Below are 20019 nucleotides of genomic sequence, written 5' to 3' on the forward strand. Positions count from 1 at the left end.
TGACAATGTTCACCCACCCAGTTCTAACTAAACATTTTTTGAAAACATCGCTTTTGAAAACATCGCTGCTGTCTTTGGCGGTGGTATTAGCGGCTTGCTCTAACAATAAAAATGCGGATAAACGTTTGTTGGGCGAGGAAGTGCTGGATCAAACCCGTGCTGAACAAACTGCGGCAGCCAACCAGCCCCGGCAAGTGCCGGCAGACGTTAATAAAGCCCTGCTGGCAAATCAATCGCTGAATAATTCCAATAGCAAAGCAAATTACGACCGGTTTGATGTGTCGGTACGCAACGTGAGTGCGCGGGATTTTTTCCTGGGTTTAGTCAATGGCACAGGCGTGAATGTGGTAGTTCATCCTGAAGTCACCGGCAGTGTCACTTTGGATCTTAAAAATGTCACCGTCGATGATGTGCTCAGGGTGACACGCGATATTTACGGTTACGAATACCGTAAAGACCGCGGTATTTACACTATTTATGCCAATGCACTGCGCACCGAAGTGTTTCAAATTAATTATTTGGATGTGCAGCGCGTGGGGGTTTCGGACACCAGTGTGATGATTGGCCGCGCGCAAAGTTCAGGCAATAACGCCAATAACAGCGGCAATAATTCTGCGGGCGGCAGTGAGGCGGCTGATTTGTTGGGTATGGTGCAAAGTGCACAGCAGCAGCGCAGCGCTCGTGGTTCGACGGGGTTGTCGCCGGGTTCGCGTGTACAAACTATGAATCGCACAGATTTTTGGTCGTCGCTGGAAAAAACCGTGACTTCCATTATTGGCGGTCAAACAGAAAATCGCAAAGTCATGGTCACTCCCCAAGCGGGCATGATTGTCGTGACGGCTATGCCCCACGAGCTGAGTGCAGTACGGGATTTTCTGGAGCGCTCTGAATTAAGTGTTAAGCGTCAGGTAATCCTGGAAGCAAAAATTATTGAAGTGCGTTTAAGCGAGGGCTTTGAAGCGGGCGTTAATTGGAATGCCATCAGCGGCCAAATTTCCGCTGCAAAAAATCTGGAGGATGGCTTTCCGTTAAATACAGATGGTTCATCACCCGTGGGGGAGTTCAGGGAAATTATTCGCAACTACCCCTACGTGGATAACGAAGGTAATTTGCAAAATCTGGAAATTCCTGTGCGCGAGCGAGTGGGTGGCACTATTGCCGGTTTAATTCAGGTTGGCGACATCACTAAATTGTTATCGCTCCTGGAAACCCAGGGTGCGGTGCAGGTATTGTCCAGCCCGCGCGTATCTACGGTAAACAATCAAAAAGCCATGATCCGTGTCGGTTCAGATGAATATTTTGTTACCGGAATTTCCAGTAACCAAACTTCCAACGCAGCCACTACTACCTCAACACCCAATATTGAACTGTCATCGTTTTTTAGCGGTATCTCGCTGGATGTAACACCACAAATCTCTGAGCGCGGTGAGGTGATATTGCACATTCATCCGGTGGTGAGTGAAGTCACTGACCAGCAAAAAGTATTCACTGTGGGCAACGAACAATTTGCCTTGCCATTGGCGCTGCGCGGTGTGCGTGAATCCGACAGTATTGTAAAAGCAGCTAATGGCCAAGTCATTGTATTGGGCGGTTTAATGACTGAGTCCAGCAATAATCAAGACGGCAAACGCCCGCTGTTGGGTGACATTCCCCTAGTGAATAGTTTGTTTAAAACCAAAAACAAATCCAAAAGCAAAACGGAATTGGTTATTTTGCTGCGCCCGATTGTGGTGGATGATAAAACCTGGGACGAACAATTAACCGAAGCGCAAAACTCCATGCGCAACATTGGTGACAGCTACAGAAAGCAGTAGCAATAAGCTGATTTTGTGGCTAAGAGGTTTGTAGCCAAGGGGTTTGTAGCCAAGAGGTTTCGCATGTACCGTCAACATTTTGGGTTAGCTGAGCATCCCTTTTCGCTCACGCCAGACACCCAATTTTATTTTAATAACCAGAGCCACCGCGAGGTGTTAAGCACACTGTTGCTTGCGCTGCGCCACAGCGAAGGGTTTATTAAAATTGTTGGTGAAGTAGGTACAGGCAAAACCCTGTTGAGCCGGAAACTCTTGGCCAGTTTGGGCGATACGTTTATCACCGCCTATATTCCCAACCCTTACCTCACGCCCGATGAACTCAAATGGTTTTTGGCAGAGGAGATTGGTATTGCCTACTCACCGGATATGCCGACTTACCAATTGCTGAAAGAAATTAATTTGCGTTTGGTGGAGTTAGCGCAGCAAAAACGTCAGGTAGTGCTGGTTGTAGATGAAGCCCAGGCTATGCCGCGCGAAACCATAGAAGCCCTGCGCTTGTTAACTAATTTGGAAACCGAGAAAAGCAAACTCTTGCAAGTGGTATTATTCGGCCAGCCGGAATTGGATGAATTGTTGGACAGGCCGGATTTGCGCCAGCTTAAACAGCGCATTGTATTTTCAGAATATTTACAAACTATTTCGCCCCAAAGCCTGCCGGATTATTTGGCTTATCGGCTCGCCTCTGCAGGTTATAAAGGCGCCGGGTTATTTTCCGCCAGCGCCGTTAAATTACTTTATAAAGCATCGGGTGGTGTGCCGCGGTTAATTAATGTGATCGCCCACAAGGCCATGCTTGCGGCTTACGGTCAGGGCGCTGCGCGAGTGAGCCGCCAGCATATGGTGCGCGCAATTATGGATACCGCAGAGAGCCGCCGTTTTGGTCGCTGGTTGGCGCGGCGCGACTATTGGTTGTGGCCCGCATTAGCGGCGAGTGCAGCGGCGGTAATCGCGCTGGCGCCCAGCACAGTGGGTGGTTTTTTATGAGTTTGCTAAACGACATGTTGCGCGATCTCTCGCAGGATATAGCGCGCCGCCCGCCCGGTGTCCCGGCGAGTGATGCACATGCCGACTCCACAGCGAGCCAGCAGGATTTATTTTCCCAATCCAGTGTTGCCAAAGCAGCACCGCGCAATATTTTGCCGAGTGTGATTGTTTTTGTGCTGGTGTTGTTGGCGATTCTCGGTTGGCGCTATGGTTACCAGCATCAACAAATTGCACAGCAACAAACAATATCGCTAGCGACTTCTTCTGCATCTTCTATTTCTGCAGCTTCCATCCATTCTGATGCTTCTACAGATTCTGTTCCTTCCACAGACTCTGCTGTCGCTGCACCAAACCTGGAGGCGGCTGAATCAAAAAAAAATCCGGAAAATAATGCGACTGAGGTTATTGAAGCGGAGCAACTGACCGAGCGTTTGGCCTCTCTGGAATCGGCAATTACCCATCTGACAGCAGTTGTTGCCAACAGCCAATCGCTGCCTTCACCAACAACTGACCCCGCTGAAAAATTTGTCGCTATTGATGATGAACATTCATCAACAACTGTGCCTGAGCAATCTGTCAGTATTCGCGAGCCTTTTGTTGCCGACCAGCAAGCAGCCGCAGAACTTGAAGCGCAAGTGTCTGAACAAGCGGCCACGGAAACGGCCGATCCTGCATTGTTTATCGCCCCTAATCGCGCCTGGCAGGATGAGCAAACCGCGGCCCAAGCGCGGGCAGAATTTAATGCAGGTCAGTTAGAGCAGGGCATAGCGCGGCTGCAGGATTTTATTGCTAATAATCCCGGTGCCGCGCGTTCTACCGAGTTATTACTGGATATTTATTGCGAGCAGGAAAATAACCAGGCGGCAGCGCAATTGTTGGCGCGCGCAGATTATTTGGCACCGGAAATAAACACCTATTATTCTGCAAAAATTGCCCTGCTAAACAACAAGCCCGATGAAGCGCTCGCACTCCTTGAAGGTTCGCTTGCGCAGGCGGAGCAGCATGAAAATTATCGCGCTCTGCTTGCCGGCTTGTATCAGCGCAGTGGTATGAATGAACAGGCGGCCAGTCATTATCGCCGGCTGTTAACCAGCTTCGGCGAAAAGCCTGCCTACTGGTTGGGTTTTGCTCTGGCGCAGGATGCGCTCAATCAAACCCAGTTAGCGCTGCACGCTTATCAACGTGTTAATCAATATTCCGATTTACAGCCGCCAGTGCGCGAGTATGTCGAGCAACGCTTGGTCGCCTTGAGTCAATGACCGGGCAATAACAGGTATTAGTCCACTATGATGAATCTCGCTTCGCAAAAACGTATTCGTATCGGCGATCTGCTCGTTGAAAAGAATATGATTTCGGAAACCCAATTGCAGCATGCACTGCAAGAGCAAAAGCTCACCGGCCGTAAATTGGGTGCAACGCTGGTTGAGTTGGGTTATGTCGATGAAAACGCTTTGCTCAACTTGTTATCGGCGCAGCTGGATATTCCCTTTGTGGAATTAAAACAATTCCGCTTTGATCGCACTTTGGTGCAGCGCTTGCCAGAAACCAGCGCGCGCCGCTACCGCGTGATGTTATTGCGTGAAGATTTTGACGGCTTGCTGTTGGGCATGGCCGACCCCACCGATATTTTTTGTCTGGATGAATTGCAGCGGCTGCTGCAAAAAAATATTAAACCGGCGGTAGTGCGCGAGTCCGAGTTGCTGGATATTTTGGATATCGCATACACCCGCGCCAATGAAATTGCCACCCTTGCCGGTGAATTGGACGAGGAGCTGCAGGAGTCGGCCGTTGACCTCGCTGAATTTGCAGTAGGTGCCGCCGACAGTGAAGCGCCGGTAGTAAAGCTGCTGCAAAAAATATTTGAAGAGGCGATTAACACCAAAGCCTCGGATATACACATAGAGCCGGACGAAAAAGTATTGCGTATCCGCACCCGTATCGATGGCGTGCTGCTTGAGCAAGTGATGAATGAAAAGCGCATCGCCTCGGCGCTGGTAGTGCGTTTGAAACTTATGTCCGGCATGGATATTTCTGAAAAGCGTTTGCCACAAGACGGTCGTTTTAACCTCAAAGTAAAACATCACAATATTGATGTGCGTATTTCCACTATGCCGGTGCAGTTTGGTGAGTCTGTGGTGATGCGTCTGCTGGATCAAACCGACGGCGTGAGGCCACTGGATGCCGTGGGCATGCCCAAACATTTAATGGAGCGATTCCGCCGCGCCATTACCCGCCCGCATGGATTGGTGTTGGTGACTGGGCCAACCGGGAGCGGTAAAACCACCACACTGTACGGCGCTTTGTCTGAATTAAATAAACCCGAGAAAAAAATTATCACCGTGGAAGATCCGGTGGAATATCGCCTGCCGCGTATTAGTCAGGTACAGCTGCATGAAAAAATCGGTTTAACCTTTGCCAGTGTGTTGCGCGCAACCCTGCGCCAAGACCCGGATATTTTATTAGTAGGTGAGATCCGCGATGCGGAATCGGCAGAAATTGCCATGCGCGCATCCATGACCGGCCACATGGTGTTATCGACCCTGCACACCAATGATGCGTTTACCTCGGCCATGCGTTTAATGGATATGGGCGTGGATGGTTATTTGGTGGCGACCGCGCTGAAAGCGATTGTGGCCCAGCGGTTGGTGCGGCGTATTTGTACCAGTTGTATTCAACCGCACACACCCGATGCTAACGAGTTGCAATTGCTCGCTGTTATTGGCAAGGGCCGTGATTATTCGACGGCGACCTTTAAAAAAGGTACAGGTTGCCCCCATTGCCACAACACCGGTTATCGCGGGCGCATAGGTATTTTTGAAATGCTGGAACTTAACCAAACCATGGCGGAAGCCCTGCGCGTGAATGACCTGAATGCCTTTATGCAAGCTGCACACAACCTTCCTGATTTTGTCAGTTTGAGTGAGGCTGCTTTGGGCTATGCCCTTGAGGGGTTAACTACGCTGGACGAAGTGATGTCTATTTCGGCACAGGTGAATGAAATCTAAGTGATGGAATTTAACCATGAACAATCTCGTCACCAACAATCTCGTCACCAACAATTTCGCTACCAACAAGCGCATGAGTAACTGCTGATGGCTGTTTACGATTTTAAAGGGCGCAATACAGAAGGGCGGCTCATTACCGGCCAGTTGGATGCTTCCTCAAAAGATGCGGCGGTAAATCAATTGCTCGGCCGCGGCATAACCCCGGTGGACATCAGCGAGTTTGTCGAGCGCTTGAGTTTTTCTGAACGTTTTGCGCGCGCCACCAATCGCGGCCGTGTGGAAAAAGTGGAACTGATTATGTTCTGCCGGCAAATGCACACCATTAGCCGCGCCGGTATCCCGCTGGTAAAAGGCCTGCGCGGTTTATCGGCCTCGCTACGCAACTATGCTTTTCAGCAGGCACTTAATGATGTGGTGGAGCGGCTTGAAGCAGGTGTTGAGTTGTCGTCGGCCATGCGTGCGCACCCCAAAATTTTTGATAATTTATTTGTCAGCCTGGTGAGTGTGGGGGAAAACTCAGGGCGCCTTGATTTGGTATTTAAACAGCTCAGCGAATACATGGAACGCGATCTGGCCACGGTAAAAAGTATTAAAACAGCGCTGCGCTATCCATCATTTGTGTTGATTGCTATTTCCATCGCCATAGTGGTTATCAACGTAAAAGTGATTCCGGCGTTTGCCAATCTTTTCTCCTCCTTTGGTGCCCAGCTTCCACTGCCCACCAGAATACTGATCGGCATATCCGATTTTTTTGTAAATTATTGGTTGTATCTGGCAGTGGTTATTGGCGCGTTGGTAGCCTGGGTTTATCACTACATAAAAACACCCGAAGGCAGCCGTGTGTGGGGCCGCAAAAAATTACGCCTGATAATTATTGGCGACATTATCGAGCGCGCCTCGCTTGCACGTTATGCCCGCTCTTTTGGTTTGATGTTAAACGCTGGTTTACCACTTTCAAACGCCTTGGAATTAAGTGCACGCGCCGTGGATAACCCCTACTTGGGCGATAAAATTCGCGGTATTCGCGCGGGCGTAGAGCGCGGCGAAGGTTTATTCCAAACCCATTTGGTGAGCGGCATGTTTACCCCGCTGGTACTGCAAATGATTTCCGTGGGGGAGGAGAGCGGGCAGGTGGATGCCCTGCTGGCGGAAGTGGCTGCCTTTTATGAAAGCGAAGTGGAATACGATGTAAAACAGCTGAGCGACCGCATTGAACCCATCATGATTGTGATTATGGCTGCGTTTGTGACAGTGCTGGCGCTGGGTATTTTTCTGCCCTTGTGGGATATGTATAACATCCAAAAATGAGGCCAGCCGGCGCAGCATGAATAGCTATCACAGCGGACGTTTTGAATGGTTTGTGGTCGCCACAGTAATAGCGATTATTTCCGCGGTTGCGCTGGGCCGTTACCTCGCCATGGCGGACGATGCCCAAAACCTGCGCCTGGAAATTTTATCGCACCGTTTGGTGACTGCCGCTGCCAATGCGCGCGCCGAATTTTTGGTGAAAGGGTTATCCCAAAGCCAGACTCGCAGTTTACCGATTGCGGGCCAGCCGGTTTATTTTTCATCCCAAGGCTGGCCAGTGGCGGTAACAGCACCGGTAACGGAAGGCTTCCGGCTGCAGGAAGCGGATTGCGTGGCGCTGTGGAATTTGCTGTTGCAGAACCCGCCGCCACTTGGCCTTGAATCCCGGCCTGAGCATAAGGCTGAATATGTATTATCGGTGGGCGATTCAGTGTGCCGCTTTCAACTGCATGAGGCGGCAACATTTTTTGATTATTATCCGCTTGAAGGGCGGGTTATATTTAGCCGGGGTTCAATAAGCGGAAACTTATAATAGTTAATCGTTTAATAACTGGAATTTCCGAACTCATTGGCTATAGTAGGGTTACTGAATTATTAAATGTGTGCGTGGGCTCTTGTGGTTCACGGCAGCAGGGATGTAGTCAATCAACTTTTTTTAACTTATCTTTTTACTGTCGTGGGAGTCTCTTTATGAAACAACAATCCGGTTTTACCTTAATTGAATTAATTGCGGTTATCGTTATTTTGGGTATTTTGGCTGCTACGGCATTGCCGCGTTTTGTAGACTTGTCTGATGCGGCTCGCGAATCAGCACTGCAAGGTGTTGCTGGCGCGTTGGGCAGTGCGTCTGCACTTAACTATGCAAACAGTATTGCGGTGAAAGCGCAGCTGACAACAAATGTGACTCCGATAACGGTGAATTCCTGTGATGATATTGGAGCATTGATTGACGGAGGAATTCCGTCAACCATGGCTATAAGTACAACTACCATTGCAGACGGTGATACTGAAGAATGTACCGTTGGTTATACGGATACGAATCTTAACCCTACAACCTTACCTGTTTTCATTGCGCACGGGGTTACAGTCACTCCGTAACAGATATGCCTTTTGCTCACAATGAAAAAACACACCTGGGGGTTTTCACTCATTGAATTGATTACCGTTATGTTATTGATCGGTATACTCTCAGTTGTGCTTTTTTCCCGCTTGGGGCCAGTAAATACGGCCGCTGTACAATCAGGCCGCGATGACATCATCGCGGCCTTATTTTTTGCGCAACAAACCGCGATGATGCGCAGTAGTGGTGGCAATATCCAGATTGAGTTCACCAGTAACACGGTGAGTGTGATGGAAAATGGCAACCCGGTTACAGCTGATCGTTATCCACTCACTTTGCCTCAAGGCGTTTCGGTGTCAGCTGAAACTGATGATCCTGTTGATGATGACAAATTTATTTTCGATAAATTAGGCCGCACCCAATCAGGCACTATTACACTCACCGGTTCAGGTAATACCGCAGGTACTTCGGCGGTTATTCGCGTGGAGGCAAGTGGTTATGCCTACGCCAACTAAAGTATTTCAGCGCGGTGTATCGCTGATTGAATTAATTGTTTTTATTGTGGTGGTAAGCATCGCCTTGCTGGTATTAGTTGGTGTGTATCGCAATGCCACCATTAATAATGCTGATCCGCTAATCCGTATGCGCGCACTGGAAGCCGCCCAATCCTTGCTCGATGAAATTATCGCGCTCAAATATGACGAATCCACACCCACGGGCGGTATACCCGCTTGCTCAACAGCCGGCGCTCCAAACTGTACCAATGCACCCGAAAATAATATGAACGATGTGGATGATTACCATAATTTCAGCGATCTACCTTATCCCGGTGCTCCCGGCTATCAGCGCAGTGTTCAGGTGACTACCGCAAATAACATCAAACGAATTACGGTGAGGGTAACTACACCCACCAATGAAACTTTTTTGCTAACGGCAGAGCGAGCGAATTTTTAATGTGCGCTTTACTGCCCATTGTTAAATGCGAACAAGCCGCTAGCCGAACACTAGCTGTGCGTTATCGCTCGCAGCGCGCATTTACCTTGGTGGAATTGGTGGCTGTGATGGTTATTTTGTCGATCATTGCAGCTATAGGTGTAGGTTTTGTCGTGCGCGCTACTGAGTCCTATCAATCTACCCAAACCCGTGCGCTTTTGGTGAACACGGCGCGGCAAGCCGTTGAACGCATGACCCGCCAGTTGCGCGGCGCTTTGCCTTATTCGGTGCGAATTACCAACAATGACCAGTGCCTGCAATTTATGCCCATTGCCGGAGGTGGGAATTATTTTAATGCAGTGCCGGATCAACAAAATCTTGCACCGCCTACTGCAAGCATTCCAGCCTCTCCGGTGTCTATCGATTTTGGCTCGGCTGAGTATGTTGCAATTGGCGCTATGAATGCCGCTGAAATTTACGGCTCATCACCCACATCGCTGAGTGCTTATTCCGGTTATAGCGCCGGTGCTTTGCAATTATCCGCCAACCAGCGCTGGCAGCGTAATTCCATTAATCGGCGTTTTTATTTGCTGGATAACGCCCAGGCATTTTGCCTGGCGGGTAATGAATTGCGTTTTTATAGCGGCATAGATCCACAGAATCAAAGCGTTGATCTGACGGCAAGCTTCGACATTATTGCCCGTGGTGTTACGACGAATACAGCATTTGAATTGGCGAATGGCTCTGAAAATCGCAACACACTGGTTAATATTTCGTTGGATTTTACTAGCGGCAATGAAACCATCAACTACACCCACCGAGTATTTATCCGCAATGTTCCCTAGCAGCCAAGGCGCATTTACTATCAATGCCCAGCGCGGTTTTCTGTTGCCGCTCGCGCTCTTTATTATTGTGGTCATGGGTGTTTTGGTGCTCACAATTTCCCGTACATCCATCCAATCACAAACGGCAGTGGTGCAAGAGTTGATGAGCTTACAAAGTTTTTATGCGGCAGAGAGTGGCGCCCAGCGCGGAATGAAAGCAATATTTTTTGATGTGGCCGGCCGCCAAGCGGCTGATAACGCTTGCTCCGTTATGAATCTAAACCCCGATTACAGCAGTGTGGATGGCTTAAACGCCTGTACAGTTACTGTGACTTGTAGTTGTCGTTATCAGAATGGAAATACCTGTGTTGCTGGCAATGCGGCGAATTATGCGCCCGATGCCAGCGCTGATCTTTTAAAAAGTTTTTATACCATTAACAGTGTGGGCCGCTGCGGGGAGCGCGAATACCGCGCTGAGCGTAGTATTCAGGCCAGCGCATTTTTGGAGCAGTAGCAATGAAATTTTTTATTGCTTACGCAGACAGTTGTTTGAAAAAAACAGGAAACTTTATCCGGCTTTTCCGCTTAACATTTTTATGGGTTGTCATTGGTTTTTGTGTTGCCAATAGCAGTTATGCCGCGACTTACAATTTAACTAGTGGCCAATATCCACCCTGTAATACCAGCTGGAGCGTTTCTGGCACCACTTACACCTGTAATGGCAATGGGCGTGTCACTCTTGCAAGTGGTGATGTGTTGACTTCCAACACAACTATTACGATTTCAGCCAATGACGGGTTTGTGCTGAGCAATAACGTTATAGGTTCAGTGACCAATAATATTAATTTGATATCCAGTTACGGCGCTATTCAATCGGGAAATACCAATACTATTTACGGCTCTATCACGAGTGGTAGTGGCAATATCACGCTGATAAATACATCGGTAACCGGCACTATTACTACAGGCGGTAATATCAATTTAACCGGTGGCAGTGTTGGTGGGAAAGTCACGAGCAGTAGCAATACTATTACCACCAATGGAACCAATTTATATGGTGGTGCTCAAGCTCGCTCGGGTATGAGTTTTACTGGCGGAACCCTGGCCGGTAGTTTTGTAATGACCTCTAATAACCCGGTTACTTTTTCAGGTGTAACCATGACCTCGGGCAGTATTTCGGGGGCTAGTACCGTCACCATTCAAAACGGGAGTGTGCTTGGTTCCTCGTCATCGTCGATTAGTATTTCCAGTACGAGTGGGGCAATTACGGTAAATAATTCTACGGTTTATGGAAATTTAACGGCACCTAATTATTCAACCGTAAATGTGACCAACAATGGGGCGGTATATGGTTCTTGTTTGCCTAACTCTACGCCTGCCAATGCTTGTAACTTTACGCCGCCTGTTTGTACCACAGGGCTAATAGGCGGATTGTTGGGGAACTATTACAACAATACCAATTTATCCGGAAACCCTGCAGGCACACGGCTGGATACCAATGTTAATTTTGATTGGGGCGCAGGCCCGCCCGGTGTTGCCAATGTTAATAGCAATCAGTTTGGTGTTGTTTGGACAGGTAAGTTGCGTGCGCCTACAACGGGCAATTATCGTTTTCAAACCGTGTCTGATGATGGTGTAAGGCTGTGGGTTAATAACCAATTAATTATTAATAATTGGAATGACCATTCAGCGACAACAAATACCAGTGCAACTATTACCTTGGAAGCTGGATACGCTTACGACGTTCGCCTGGAATATTATGAAAATGGTGGTCAGGCGGTAATTCGGTTGTTATGGAATCCGCCAGGAACAGCTACTTTTTCAACTTTGGGAACCGCGGGCGATCCTAATCAAAGCACGGCAAATTATTGTGAAGTGCCGGTTGCCAGTTGTGATAACGGTTTTGTTGGTGCTGCTCTTGGGCAATATTTTAATAACAACAATTTATCTGGTACTGCCACAGCAACTCGTCAGGATCTCACGATAGATTTTGATTGGGGAACGGGTGCACCTGGTGTCACCGGTGTAAATGCCGATAATTTTTCCGTGCGTTGGAATGCAACCTTAAAAGTGAATACAACGGGAAGCTATCAATTCCAAACCCTGTCGGATGATGGCGTTCGCCTCTGGGTGAATAACCAACTTATTATTAATAATTGGACTGATCATCCAGTTACTACTGATACAAGTACTTCGATAAATTTGGTGGCGGGGCAAACCTATCCGGTTCGTTTGGAATTTTATGAGCGGGGCGGTTATGCCGTGATGTCGCTGCGCTGGCGGCGCCCGGGTGACTCAACCTTTTTACCCATCTCTGGTTGCCCGTCACAGGTCAGTTATTACGGAATAGATCACAGCGGTCCAGGATTAACCTGCACGGCAGAACCTATAACTATTAGTGCATACGATGCAAATGGCGCATTGGTTGCGCCGAATGCTGGAACACAGGTTACACTTTCTACATCGCCTGCAACGGGTAGTTGGGTAGAAAGTACGCATACTTTTTTGGGAACTGAAAATACTTTTGTTGCCTATTTACGCCAACCCACTCCAGCCACCCTTAATATTAATGTGACTGACGGTACTTATTCAGAAAGCCAAACGCTCGACCCTTCAATTACCTTTTTAGATACAGGTTTAAAGTTTTATAACTCAACAGGCTCTAATGCGGCAATTGTTAACCAGCGTGCTGGTGTAACAGCGACAACCCCCGTACTGCGCGCCGTTCGTACCGATAGCGATACAGGAGCATGCGAAGCGCGAGTTACTGGCACTCACACGGTTAATCTTGGTTATGAGTGCGTAAACCCGACAACTTGTATTGCCGGGCAAACATTTACCTTACAAGGAACTGGCATTGCGGCTAATAATTTAAACGGCAGCGCAAATCGCACACCGGTTTCGCTCACCTTTAATGCCAGCGGTGAAGCACCAATCCCTTTTACCTACAGCGATGTGGGGCGCGTTCGTCTTCATGCTTCATTACCGCTTACGGCTTCGGGTAATAATCCCGCTATTACCTTGGCAGGAACAAGCGGCGAGTTTGTGGTGCGACCCGAGCGATTGGCTGTAACCGCTGTACAGCGATCTAACGGCTCTAATAACCCCGGTGGCACTACTGCAGCAGGAACCGCTGCTGGTTTTGTGGCAGCAGGCGAAGCATTTAAAGTGGTAGTGCAGGCGCAGAATGCCAACCAGCAACCCACACCAAATTTTGGCCGTGAAATTCAAAGTGAAAATAATATTTTGCTAAAAGAATTTGCACTTGTGCATCCGGTCGGCGCTACGCTCACGGCTTTGAGTAACGGCACAGGAGGTAATTTTGCCGCAACAACGGCAGGCAGCTTTGAAAATTCCAATCTACGCTGGAACCAGGTGGGCAGTTTAACCTTGCGCCCTGAACTCGCAGATAATAATTATCTTGGCGCGGGAGCACCCGACTATATTGTCAGTAATACGGTAGGGCGTTTTTATCCTCACCGTTTTGAAATGGTTTCTCAATCACTCAATAACAGCTGTGATACTTTTTCCTATATGTCGCAGCAGCAATTACCGCTGAATTATGAAATAAAGGCTTTGTCTGAAACAGGCGCTGTGCTTTCCAATTACGGCGCTACCTACGGTACTCTGCCGAGCCTTACATACGTAGCAGAAAATGCTAATGCTGGGAATGGTGCATCGCTGAGTTCGCGCGTGAGTGAAACCAGCGCAAAAATTTGGAGTGAGGGGGTCTTAACAGTGGGTACTAATGCAACGTTTAATCGCGCTGCAACACCCGATGGCCCTTACCCGGAATTAAATATTGGTTTAACGCTTACCGATACTTTTGATGCACGTGAACTGGCAAATAAAGATATGAATGCGGGAGCTGTTGGTGTCTGCACGGGTGCTTCCTGTAATGCACGTCAGCTCAATGCCACGCCACTGAACCTCCGTTTTGGTCGCCTGCGTTTGGATGATGCCTTCGGCCCGGGTACTGCTGACTTGCCGGTGAATTTCATTACCGAATATTGGTTTGGAAATCGTTTTATTCAAAACCTGGATGATAGTTGCACCCAGATTTTGCGCAGTGCAATTACTTATCCCGCAGGAAGTATTTTAACTGCCTCGAATTTAACGGTAGTGCTTACTGACGGCTCCACTACTGGAATCTATGATTCCATGTCGGCAACAGACATTATATTTTCCGATGGCGATGCCGGGCACAGCTTTTCTGCGCCGGGCGCAAATGCCACAGGTACATTTCCTGTGAATGTGGATTTGACCAGTTATCCCTGGTTGCGTTTTGATTGGAATGGCGATGGTGCGCACACCGATACGTCACTGCCAACAGCAGAATTTGGTTTTGGCCAATATCGCGGTCACGACCGCATTATTTATTGGCGTGAACGTTTTGATTAACAGAGGTTTTAAATAGTAAAAACTATGGACATGACTATCACCACACCCAGCCTATTATTTCCAGCAATTTCGCTGCTGATGTTGGCTTACACCAATCGTTTTGTCACTCTGGCGAATGTGATTCGCCAGTTGAGCAATATGGAAAACGCACCTACGCGCGATATTGTTATTCGCCAAATTGATAACCTGCGTATACGCATGACCGTTATTCGTTTGATGCAGGCGTTTGGCGTTTTATCATTTGTATTTTGTACCCTGTCTATGTTTTCGTTGTTGTTGGCATTTCAAGTAGCGGGTATGTATTTGTTTGCTGCAAGTTTGTTGCTCCTGGTTGTGTCTTTATTGTTTTCATTTTACGAAGTTAATATTTCTACCAAGGCGATTAATATTGAGTTGGAGAAGTTTGATGCGGTAATGAAAAAACATGGCAAGGATCAGCATTAATCACAACGTCAAAAACTAATCCTTATAAATGCAAAAAGGCAGCGAGGCTGCCTTTTTATGAAGTGAAATACGCGGTTATCTAGCGCTCGGTAGAGGACTCCAGGCGAATGTCTACCGCTAATTCATCGGCAATTTTATCCAGGTAATCATAAAGTTCGTTCATATCTACCGTTTTAGGTACTTCAATTATACCGGTCGCCTCAAAGAGTGGCTCGCCCGACCAGGGCATGCTGGAGCACGCCGTTTCCAGCTCGCCCATGTTAATATGACGGGCAGCAAAGGCTTGGGCAATTTCGCGTACTATGCCGGGCCGGTCATTGCCCACCACACTGAAGTTAAACTCACGGCAGTCTGGCTTGCTAATGGTGACGGCGTCTTCGATGACAATTTTTAGGCCTTTGTCAGCTAGCTGGGTAAGTGCAGCGCGCAGTTCGGCTTGATGTTGTTCGGCAACTGCCACTTGCAATATACCGGCGAACTTGCCAGCCAAATGCGCCATACGGCTTTCCAGCCAGTTGCCATGGTGGTGACTAATGGTTTGTGCCAGTAGCTCAACTACACCGGGGCGATCATCACAAAGCACGGTTAAAACAAGTTGTGTATTCACGGCAAATCCTTAATGGTTATTGGGTGTGTGGTGCACAAGTTATTATTCATGTGTGTCGATTGTTAGGTTTAAGGTTACTCCGCTTGGCAATAGCGAACAAGCGTTGAATTAACCTTGATGATTGACCTTTTTAATATCCAGAGAAACTCATGATTATTCCCTACGAACAATTATCGAGTGATGCGCTGCAAGGATTGATAGAAGAATTTATTACCCGTGAGGGCACCGATTACGGTGTAGAGGAAGTATCACTCGCCACTAAAGTTGAACAAGTCAGACAACTATTGCGGCGGCGTGATGTTGTAGTGGTATTTGATTTTGCCACCGAAACCGCCAGCTTGCTGACGCGCCGCGACGCAGAAGCCATCCAGCAAAACACTGAGCCCGATTAATATTTTTATATTGAGATTATTGTGAATCACTTATTTTTACATTGCCGCGCTGGATTTGAAAAAGAATGCGCTGCTGAAATTTCCGATTTGGCAGCAGGTTTGGGTATTTACGGATACAGCAAAACCAAGGATAACAGCGCTTATGTGTTGTTTATTTGTCATGAACCTGACGGTGCTGAGCAAATTATTCGGTTGTTGGATTTTCGTCGTTTAATTTTTGCGCGCCAGTGGTTTGCGTGCAATGGTCTGATCGAGGATTTACCGGTCACAGATCGCGTCTCTCGCTTGTGTGAAGCGGCGGCAGAATTACCAAAAACCCGCGAGCTATTGATTGAAACGGTAGATACCAATGAGGGTAAGGAATTATCCGGCTTGAGTAAAAAAATTGTCGCGCCTATGGAAAAGGCCCTGCGTGCCCAGCAAGCTTTTTTAGCGAAAAGTACATTGCGTTTACATTTGGTTTTTATCACTGGAACCCAGGCATTTTTAGGTGTTAGCCCTGTGGCTAATTCATCGCCCTGGCCAATGGGTATTGCGCGTTTGCGTTTGCCCAAAGAGGCACCCAGCCGCGCGACATTGAAATTAGAAGAGGCGTGGCATCATTTTATTCCGGCAGAGGAGTGGGATACTCGCCTGGCCTCTGGGATGCGTGCGGTAGATCTGGGCGCAGCACCGGGTGGTTGGACTTGGCAATTGGTGCAGCGCGGCATGTATGTAGAAGCCGTGGACAACGGCCCAATGGATAAAAACCTGTTAGAAACCGGGCAGGTATTGCATATTTTAACGGATGGTTTTTTGTATGAACCTAAAAAACCGGTGCAGTGGTTGGTATGCGACATAGTGGATAAACCGGCGCGGGTAACCAGTATGATTATTCGCTGGTTCACCAAAAAATATTGCCGCGATGCCATTTTTAATTTGAAGTTGCCGATGAAACAGCGCTACAGCGAAGTTAAAAAATGCGAAGAGCGAATTCGCAACGAGTTGGAAAAAGCCGGCTTTAAATTAGATATCCAGTTCAAACAGCTTTACCACGACCGCGAAGAGGTGACGGGATATCTGCGCGTTCTTTCATAAAGAACCAGGCGATGAACGGAGAATTTTTTAGCGGCACTAGCTGGCTTGCTGACGAAAAAGAATTAGCCTTTCAGTGATAAGAAGTCCGGTCATTTACATCGGCTGCTGTGTGCAGTAAAACCCATTCGGTGAGCTGCACCCAGTCTTCAATCAAGGTGCGCAATAGCGTCATATGGCTGGGCGGAAGATCTTTGTCGCGCAGAGCGGTCTCGCCAATGTCAGTCAGCACCGCTACTATTTTGCCAATAGTGTGAGCTTTGAGTGAGTCAAGAACCTGCGAGTTCAACAGCATTTCGCCAGTGTATGCAGACTGCAGATCTTCGTAAGAAACGTTGGGGATAGTATCTATTGCGTGTTTAACGGCTTGCGCCAGATGCATGTGGTTATTGCGCAGTAAGCGGAATGTAAGCTCAAGCGCTTGGCGGCTAAAAAAGTCTGTGGGCATATAATCGACTGCTGGTTTCCGAGACATCGAACTGGGTTCCTCGGTAGTGAATGCTTCTCCTACACATTTTTCCATTACCGATAGAATAGCAACTCCATTAATATTGGTTTGTTTATTTATAGACGATTTAAAACTATGAATTTAAAAATTGATAAAACTTTGAATACCTGTGGTCTGTTATGCCCGGAGCCAGTGATGATGCTGCATAAAATAATGCGCGAAACCAATTCGGGCGAGTTGATAGAAGTGGTGGCTACAGATCCATCCACCCTGAGGGATATCCCTAAATTTTGCTTGTTTTTAGGCCATGAGTTGGTAGAACAACAGCAAAGTGAGGCAAATTATATTTTTTATATTCGTAAAGCCTAGAATGCAAAAATTATTAAGTCTCTGGTTATATTTACGCTAAGTTCCTGCGGTCAGATTGTTTTCGCCTGAATAAAAAAACGCCGTCAAGCCTGGCTTCGACGGCGTTTTTTATTCGCAAGCGTTTAATTAATGATTAATTAGGCGCGGCGGCGGCGGCGGAACAGGGGCAGGGGTTGGTCAACCGCGGCTTGATAGTATTCCTGCAAGTCGCTTAATGATTTCACCGCTTCTTCCAAATTGGCTTCAGGATCGGCAAACGCAAAGGCATTCACACCGCAGCGGCGCAGGTAGCACAGCTGATCGCGCATGAAATTACCAACCGCGCGCAGTTCGCCAGTAAAGCCGTAGCGTTCACGCAACAAGCGTGCGGTGGAAAACGCGCGGCCATCCATAAACAGCGGGAAGTTAAGGCCAATCACCGGAAATTGGTTGGCGTGGGCGCCGATCAATTCGGCACCTTCATCGCTGTCCAGCCACACACCCACATCACTGCGGCTTTGTAGCTTGTCTTGCTGCGCATTCCACACCGCGAAGGGCACAATCACCTGACCAGCAGGCACTTCCACGGCAGCGGCATCACCTTCGGCTTTGGCGAGCAGAGCCCAGGTGTTGGCGATGATCTGACCGTCTTTAATGAGCTTTTGCATAAACTTTCTCCTTAAAGGGAGCGGCGCCAATGCGGCGATAGGTGTCGATAAACAATTCTTCTTCGGTGCGGTTTGCCAGGTAAACATCTACGATCTTCTGGATCACGGCAGGCATGTCTTCCGCGCCAAACGATGGGCCAAGCACATCGCCGAGAGAGGCGTCATTGCCGGCGTTGCCGCCAAGTTGCACCTGATAGAACTCTTTTCCGGATTTATCCACACCCAAAATACCAATGTGGCCCACATGGTGGTGACCGCAGGCATTCATACAGCCTGAAATGTTCAGGTCGATATCGCCCAGGTCATAAACATAATCCAAATCCTCAAACTGACGCTGGATAGCTTCCGCGATAGGAATAGATTTGGCGTTGGCCAGTGAGCAGAAATCGCCACCTGGGCAGCAGATGATATCGGTGATGGTGCCAATATTCGGCGTGGCAAAACCGGCGGCTTTACATTCCTGCCAGAGCGCAAACAGATCGGCTTTTTTCACATCGGCCAATACGATATTTTGCTCATGGGTGGTGCGCGCTTCGCCAAAACTGTATTTGTCAGCGAGGTTGGCAATCACTTCCAGTTGGCTGTCGGTGATATCACCAGGTGCAACACCGGTCGGTTTCAGCGAGAGCGTCACTGCAGCGTAGCCGGCAACCTTGTGTTCGCGCACGTTGCGCTGCAGCCATTTGCCAAAGGCGATGCTCTCGGCGGCTTGGGCATCCAGTGCCGCTTGGGCAGCGGTATTGTCGATAGTTTCGTAAGCTGGCGCGGTGAAGAAACCTTTAGCGCGGTTGATCTCTTCCTGAGTCAGCTTGTTGTAGCCGTCTTTCAGGTGCTGCCATTCATCTTCCACTTTTTGCGCAAAAACTTCCGGCGTCAGGGCGCGCACCAGAATTTTAATACGCGCCTTGTATTTGTTGTCGCGACGGCCATAGAGGTTGTACACGCGCAGAATTGCTTCAAGGTAAGACAGCAGATCTTCCTCGGGCAGGAACTCGCGGATAGCAACGCCAATCACTGGTGTACGGCCTAAACCACCACCAACGTAAACTTTAAAGCCGACTTCGCCCTTGTCGTTTAACACCAGTTGCAAGCCTATATCGTGCACTTGAACGGCGGCGCGATCTTGCGTCGAACCGGTGACAGCGATTTTGAATTTACGCGGCAAAAACGCAAATTCAGGGTGAAAGCTGGACCACTGGCGAATAATTTCACAGTAGGGGCGTGGGTCGATAATTTCATCCGGCGCTATACCGGCAAACTGGTCAGAGGTGGTATTGCGAATGCAGTTACCGCTGGATTGGGTGCCGTGCATGCCCACTTCTGCCAACTCGGCCAAAATATCAGGCACTTCAGTCAGGTCTGGCCAGTTGTACTGGATGTTCTGACGGGTACTGACGTGGCAGTAGCCTTTATCGTAGTGACGGGCAATATGGGCCAGTTTGCGCAATTGCGTGGAGTTCACCATGCCGTAGGGCACATTAATGCGCAGCATGGGCGCAAGGCGCTGCACATAAAGGCCATTTTGCAGGCGCAGTGGCAGGAACTGCTCGGGTTTCAGGTCACCGGCGAGGAAGCGCGCGGTCTGGTCGCGAAACTGGGCGATACGCTGACGCAGGATGCTGTGGTCGTACTCATCGTAGATATACATGGAGCTAGATACCTATCACAAAGATAAAGGCCATAAAAAATGGCATTGAGGCGAAAAATCG

General features: G+C 48.6%; 20 protein-coding genes. 16 read left to right on the forward strand and 4 right to left on the reverse strand.

The annotated features are described in order from the left end of the window. Positions 1-5: 5 nt before the first annotated feature. The 13 genes from mshL to ACFODX_RS06195 all read left to right on the forward strand — a co-directional run bounded on the left by mshL (position 6) and on the right by ACFODX_RS06195 (position 14773). Entirely contained in the window at positions 6-1814 is a 1809-nt protein-coding gene (gene mshL / locus ACFODX_RS06135; protein ID WP_378117143.1) for a pilus (MSHA type) biogenesis protein MshL, read from the forward strand. 63 nt (positions 1815-1877) lie between these two features. Then, positions 1878-2798, forward strand: coding sequence for an ExeA family protein (locus ACFODX_RS06140; protein ID WP_378117145.1), 921 nt, complete (start codon positions 1878-1880; stop codon positions 2796-2798). Next, the gene (locus ACFODX_RS06145; RefSeq protein ID WP_378117147.1) at positions 2795-4057 is read left to right on the forward strand and encodes a tetratricopeptide repeat protein; all 1263 of its coding nucleotides are present in this window, start codon (positions 2795-2797) and stop codon (positions 4055-4057) included. The genes ACFODX_RS06140 and ACFODX_RS06145 overlap by 4 nt, the downstream gene beginning before the upstream one ends. Positions 4058-4084: 27 nt before the next feature. Continuing rightward, complete coding sequence (locus ACFODX_RS06150; RefSeq protein WP_378117149.1) at positions 4085-5803, forward strand: GspE/PulE family protein; 1719 nt, start codon at positions 4085-4087, stop codon at positions 5801-5803. An 87-nt stretch (positions 5804-5890) separates the two neighbouring features. Next, the gene (locus ACFODX_RS06155; RefSeq protein WP_378117151.1) at positions 5891-7111 is read left to right on the forward strand and encodes a type II secretion system F family protein; all 1221 of its coding nucleotides are present in this window, start codon (positions 5891-5893) and stop codon (positions 7109-7111) included. Between the two features lie 16 nt (positions 7112-7127). Continuing rightward, positions 7128-7643, forward strand: a complete 516-nt coding sequence (locus tag ACFODX_RS06160) for a hypothetical protein (protein ID WP_378117153.1) — start codon at positions 7128-7130, stop codon at positions 7641-7643. A gap of 158 nt (positions 7644-7801) precedes the next feature. Further along, positions 7802-8209 (forward strand): type II secretion system protein, encoded by a 408-nt coding sequence (locus ACFODX_RS06165; RefSeq protein WP_378117155.1) that lies wholly within the window; start codon positions 7802-7804, stop codon positions 8207-8209. A 21-nt stretch (positions 8210-8230) separates the two neighbouring features. After that, complete coding sequence (locus ACFODX_RS06170; protein WP_378118109.1) at positions 8231-8686, forward strand: prepilin-type N-terminal cleavage/methylation domain-containing protein; 456 nt, start codon at positions 8231-8233, stop codon at positions 8684-8686. Beyond that, entirely contained in the window at positions 8670-9125 is a 456-nt protein-coding gene (locus ACFODX_RS06175) for an MSHA biogenesis protein MshD (protein ID WP_378117157.1), read from the forward strand. The genes ACFODX_RS06170 and ACFODX_RS06175 overlap by 17 nt, the downstream gene beginning before the upstream one ends. A 56-nt stretch (positions 9126-9181) precedes the next feature. Next, on the forward strand, positions 9182-9949 hold the full coding sequence (locus tag ACFODX_RS06180; RefSeq protein ID WP_378117159.1) for a PulJ/GspJ family protein: 768 nt from the start codon (positions 9182-9184) through the stop codon (positions 9947-9949). Beyond that, positions 9900-10442 (forward strand): MSHA biogenesis protein MshP, encoded by a 543-nt coding sequence (locus tag ACFODX_RS06185; protein ID WP_378117161.1) that lies wholly within the window; start codon positions 9900-9902, stop codon positions 10440-10442. Before ACFODX_RS06180 ends, ACFODX_RS06185 begins: the two co-directional genes overlap by 50 nt. Positions 10443-10444: 2 nt before the next feature. Further along, positions 10445-14329 carry a DUF6701 domain-containing protein gene (locus ACFODX_RS06190; RefSeq protein ID WP_378117163.1) on the forward strand — a complete coding sequence of 1295 codons (3885 nt, stop codon included), beginning with the start codon at positions 10445-10447 and terminating at the stop codon, positions 14327-14329. Positions 14330-14353: 24 nt separating this feature from the next. Beyond that, positions 14354-14773, forward strand: a complete 420-nt coding sequence (locus ACFODX_RS06195) for a DUF2721 domain-containing protein (RefSeq protein WP_324259616.1) — start codon at positions 14354-14356, stop codon at positions 14771-14773. Positions 14774-14852: 79 nt separating this feature from the next. Here ACFODX_RS06195 and ACFODX_RS06200 read toward each other — a convergent pair whose 3' ends face one another. Then, positions 14853-15380 (reverse strand): glycine cleavage system protein R, encoded by a 528-nt coding sequence (locus tag ACFODX_RS06200; protein ID WP_378117165.1) that lies wholly within the window; start codon positions 15378-15380, stop codon positions 14853-14855. Between the two features lie 149 nt (positions 15381-15529). Here ACFODX_RS06200 and ACFODX_RS06205 point away from each other — a divergent pair, with 149 nt between their 5' ends. Both ACFODX_RS06205 and rlmM read left to right on the forward strand, forming a co-directional pair. Further along, entirely contained in the window at positions 15530-15772 is a 243-nt protein-coding gene (locus tag ACFODX_RS06205) for a YheU family protein (RefSeq protein WP_378117167.1), read from the forward strand. 21 nt (positions 15773-15793) lie between these two features. Then, positions 15794-16849, forward strand: a complete 1056-nt coding sequence (rlmM, locus tag ACFODX_RS06210) for a 23S rRNA (cytidine(2498)-2'-O)-methyltransferase RlmM (protein ID WP_378117169.1) — start codon at positions 15794-15796, stop codon at positions 16847-16849. Positions 16850-16919: 70 nt separating this feature from the next. On the opposite strand, the gene ACFODX_RS06215 is transcribed toward rlmM, so the two are convergent. Then, positions 16920-17321: a hypothetical protein gene (locus tag ACFODX_RS06215; RefSeq protein WP_378117171.1), complete on the reverse strand. Its 402-nt coding sequence runs from the start codon at positions 17319-17321 to the stop codon at positions 16920-16922. 108 nt (positions 17322-17429) lie between these two features. Here ACFODX_RS06215 and tusA point away from each other — a divergent pair, with 108 nt between their 5' ends. After that, complete coding sequence (tusA, locus tag ACFODX_RS06220) at positions 17430-17663, forward strand: sulfurtransferase TusA (RefSeq protein ID WP_378117173.1); 234 nt, start codon at positions 17430-17432, stop codon at positions 17661-17663. Between the two features lie 137 nt (positions 17664-17800). Here tusA and ACFODX_RS06225 read toward each other — a convergent pair whose 3' ends face one another. Together ACFODX_RS06225 and ACFODX_RS06230 are read right to left on the reverse strand one after the other, a co-directional pair. Further along, positions 17801-18310 carry a DUF934 domain-containing protein gene (locus ACFODX_RS06225; RefSeq protein ID WP_378117175.1) on the reverse strand — a complete coding sequence of 170 codons (510 nt, stop codon included), beginning with the start codon at positions 18308-18310 and terminating at the stop codon, positions 17801-17803. Next, positions 18294-19958: a nitrite/sulfite reductase gene (locus ACFODX_RS06230; protein WP_378117177.1), complete on the reverse strand. Its 1665-nt coding sequence runs from the start codon at positions 19956-19958 to the stop codon at positions 18294-18296. The genes ACFODX_RS06225 and ACFODX_RS06230 overlap by 17 nt, the downstream gene beginning before the upstream one ends. Between the last annotated feature and the right edge of the window lie 61 nt (positions 19959-20019).

The organism is Cellvibrio fontiphilus, from assembly GCF_042646205.1.
GTDB lineage: Bacteria > Pseudomonadota > Gammaproteobacteria > Pseudomonadales > Cellvibrionaceae > Cellvibrio > Cellvibrio fontiphilus_A.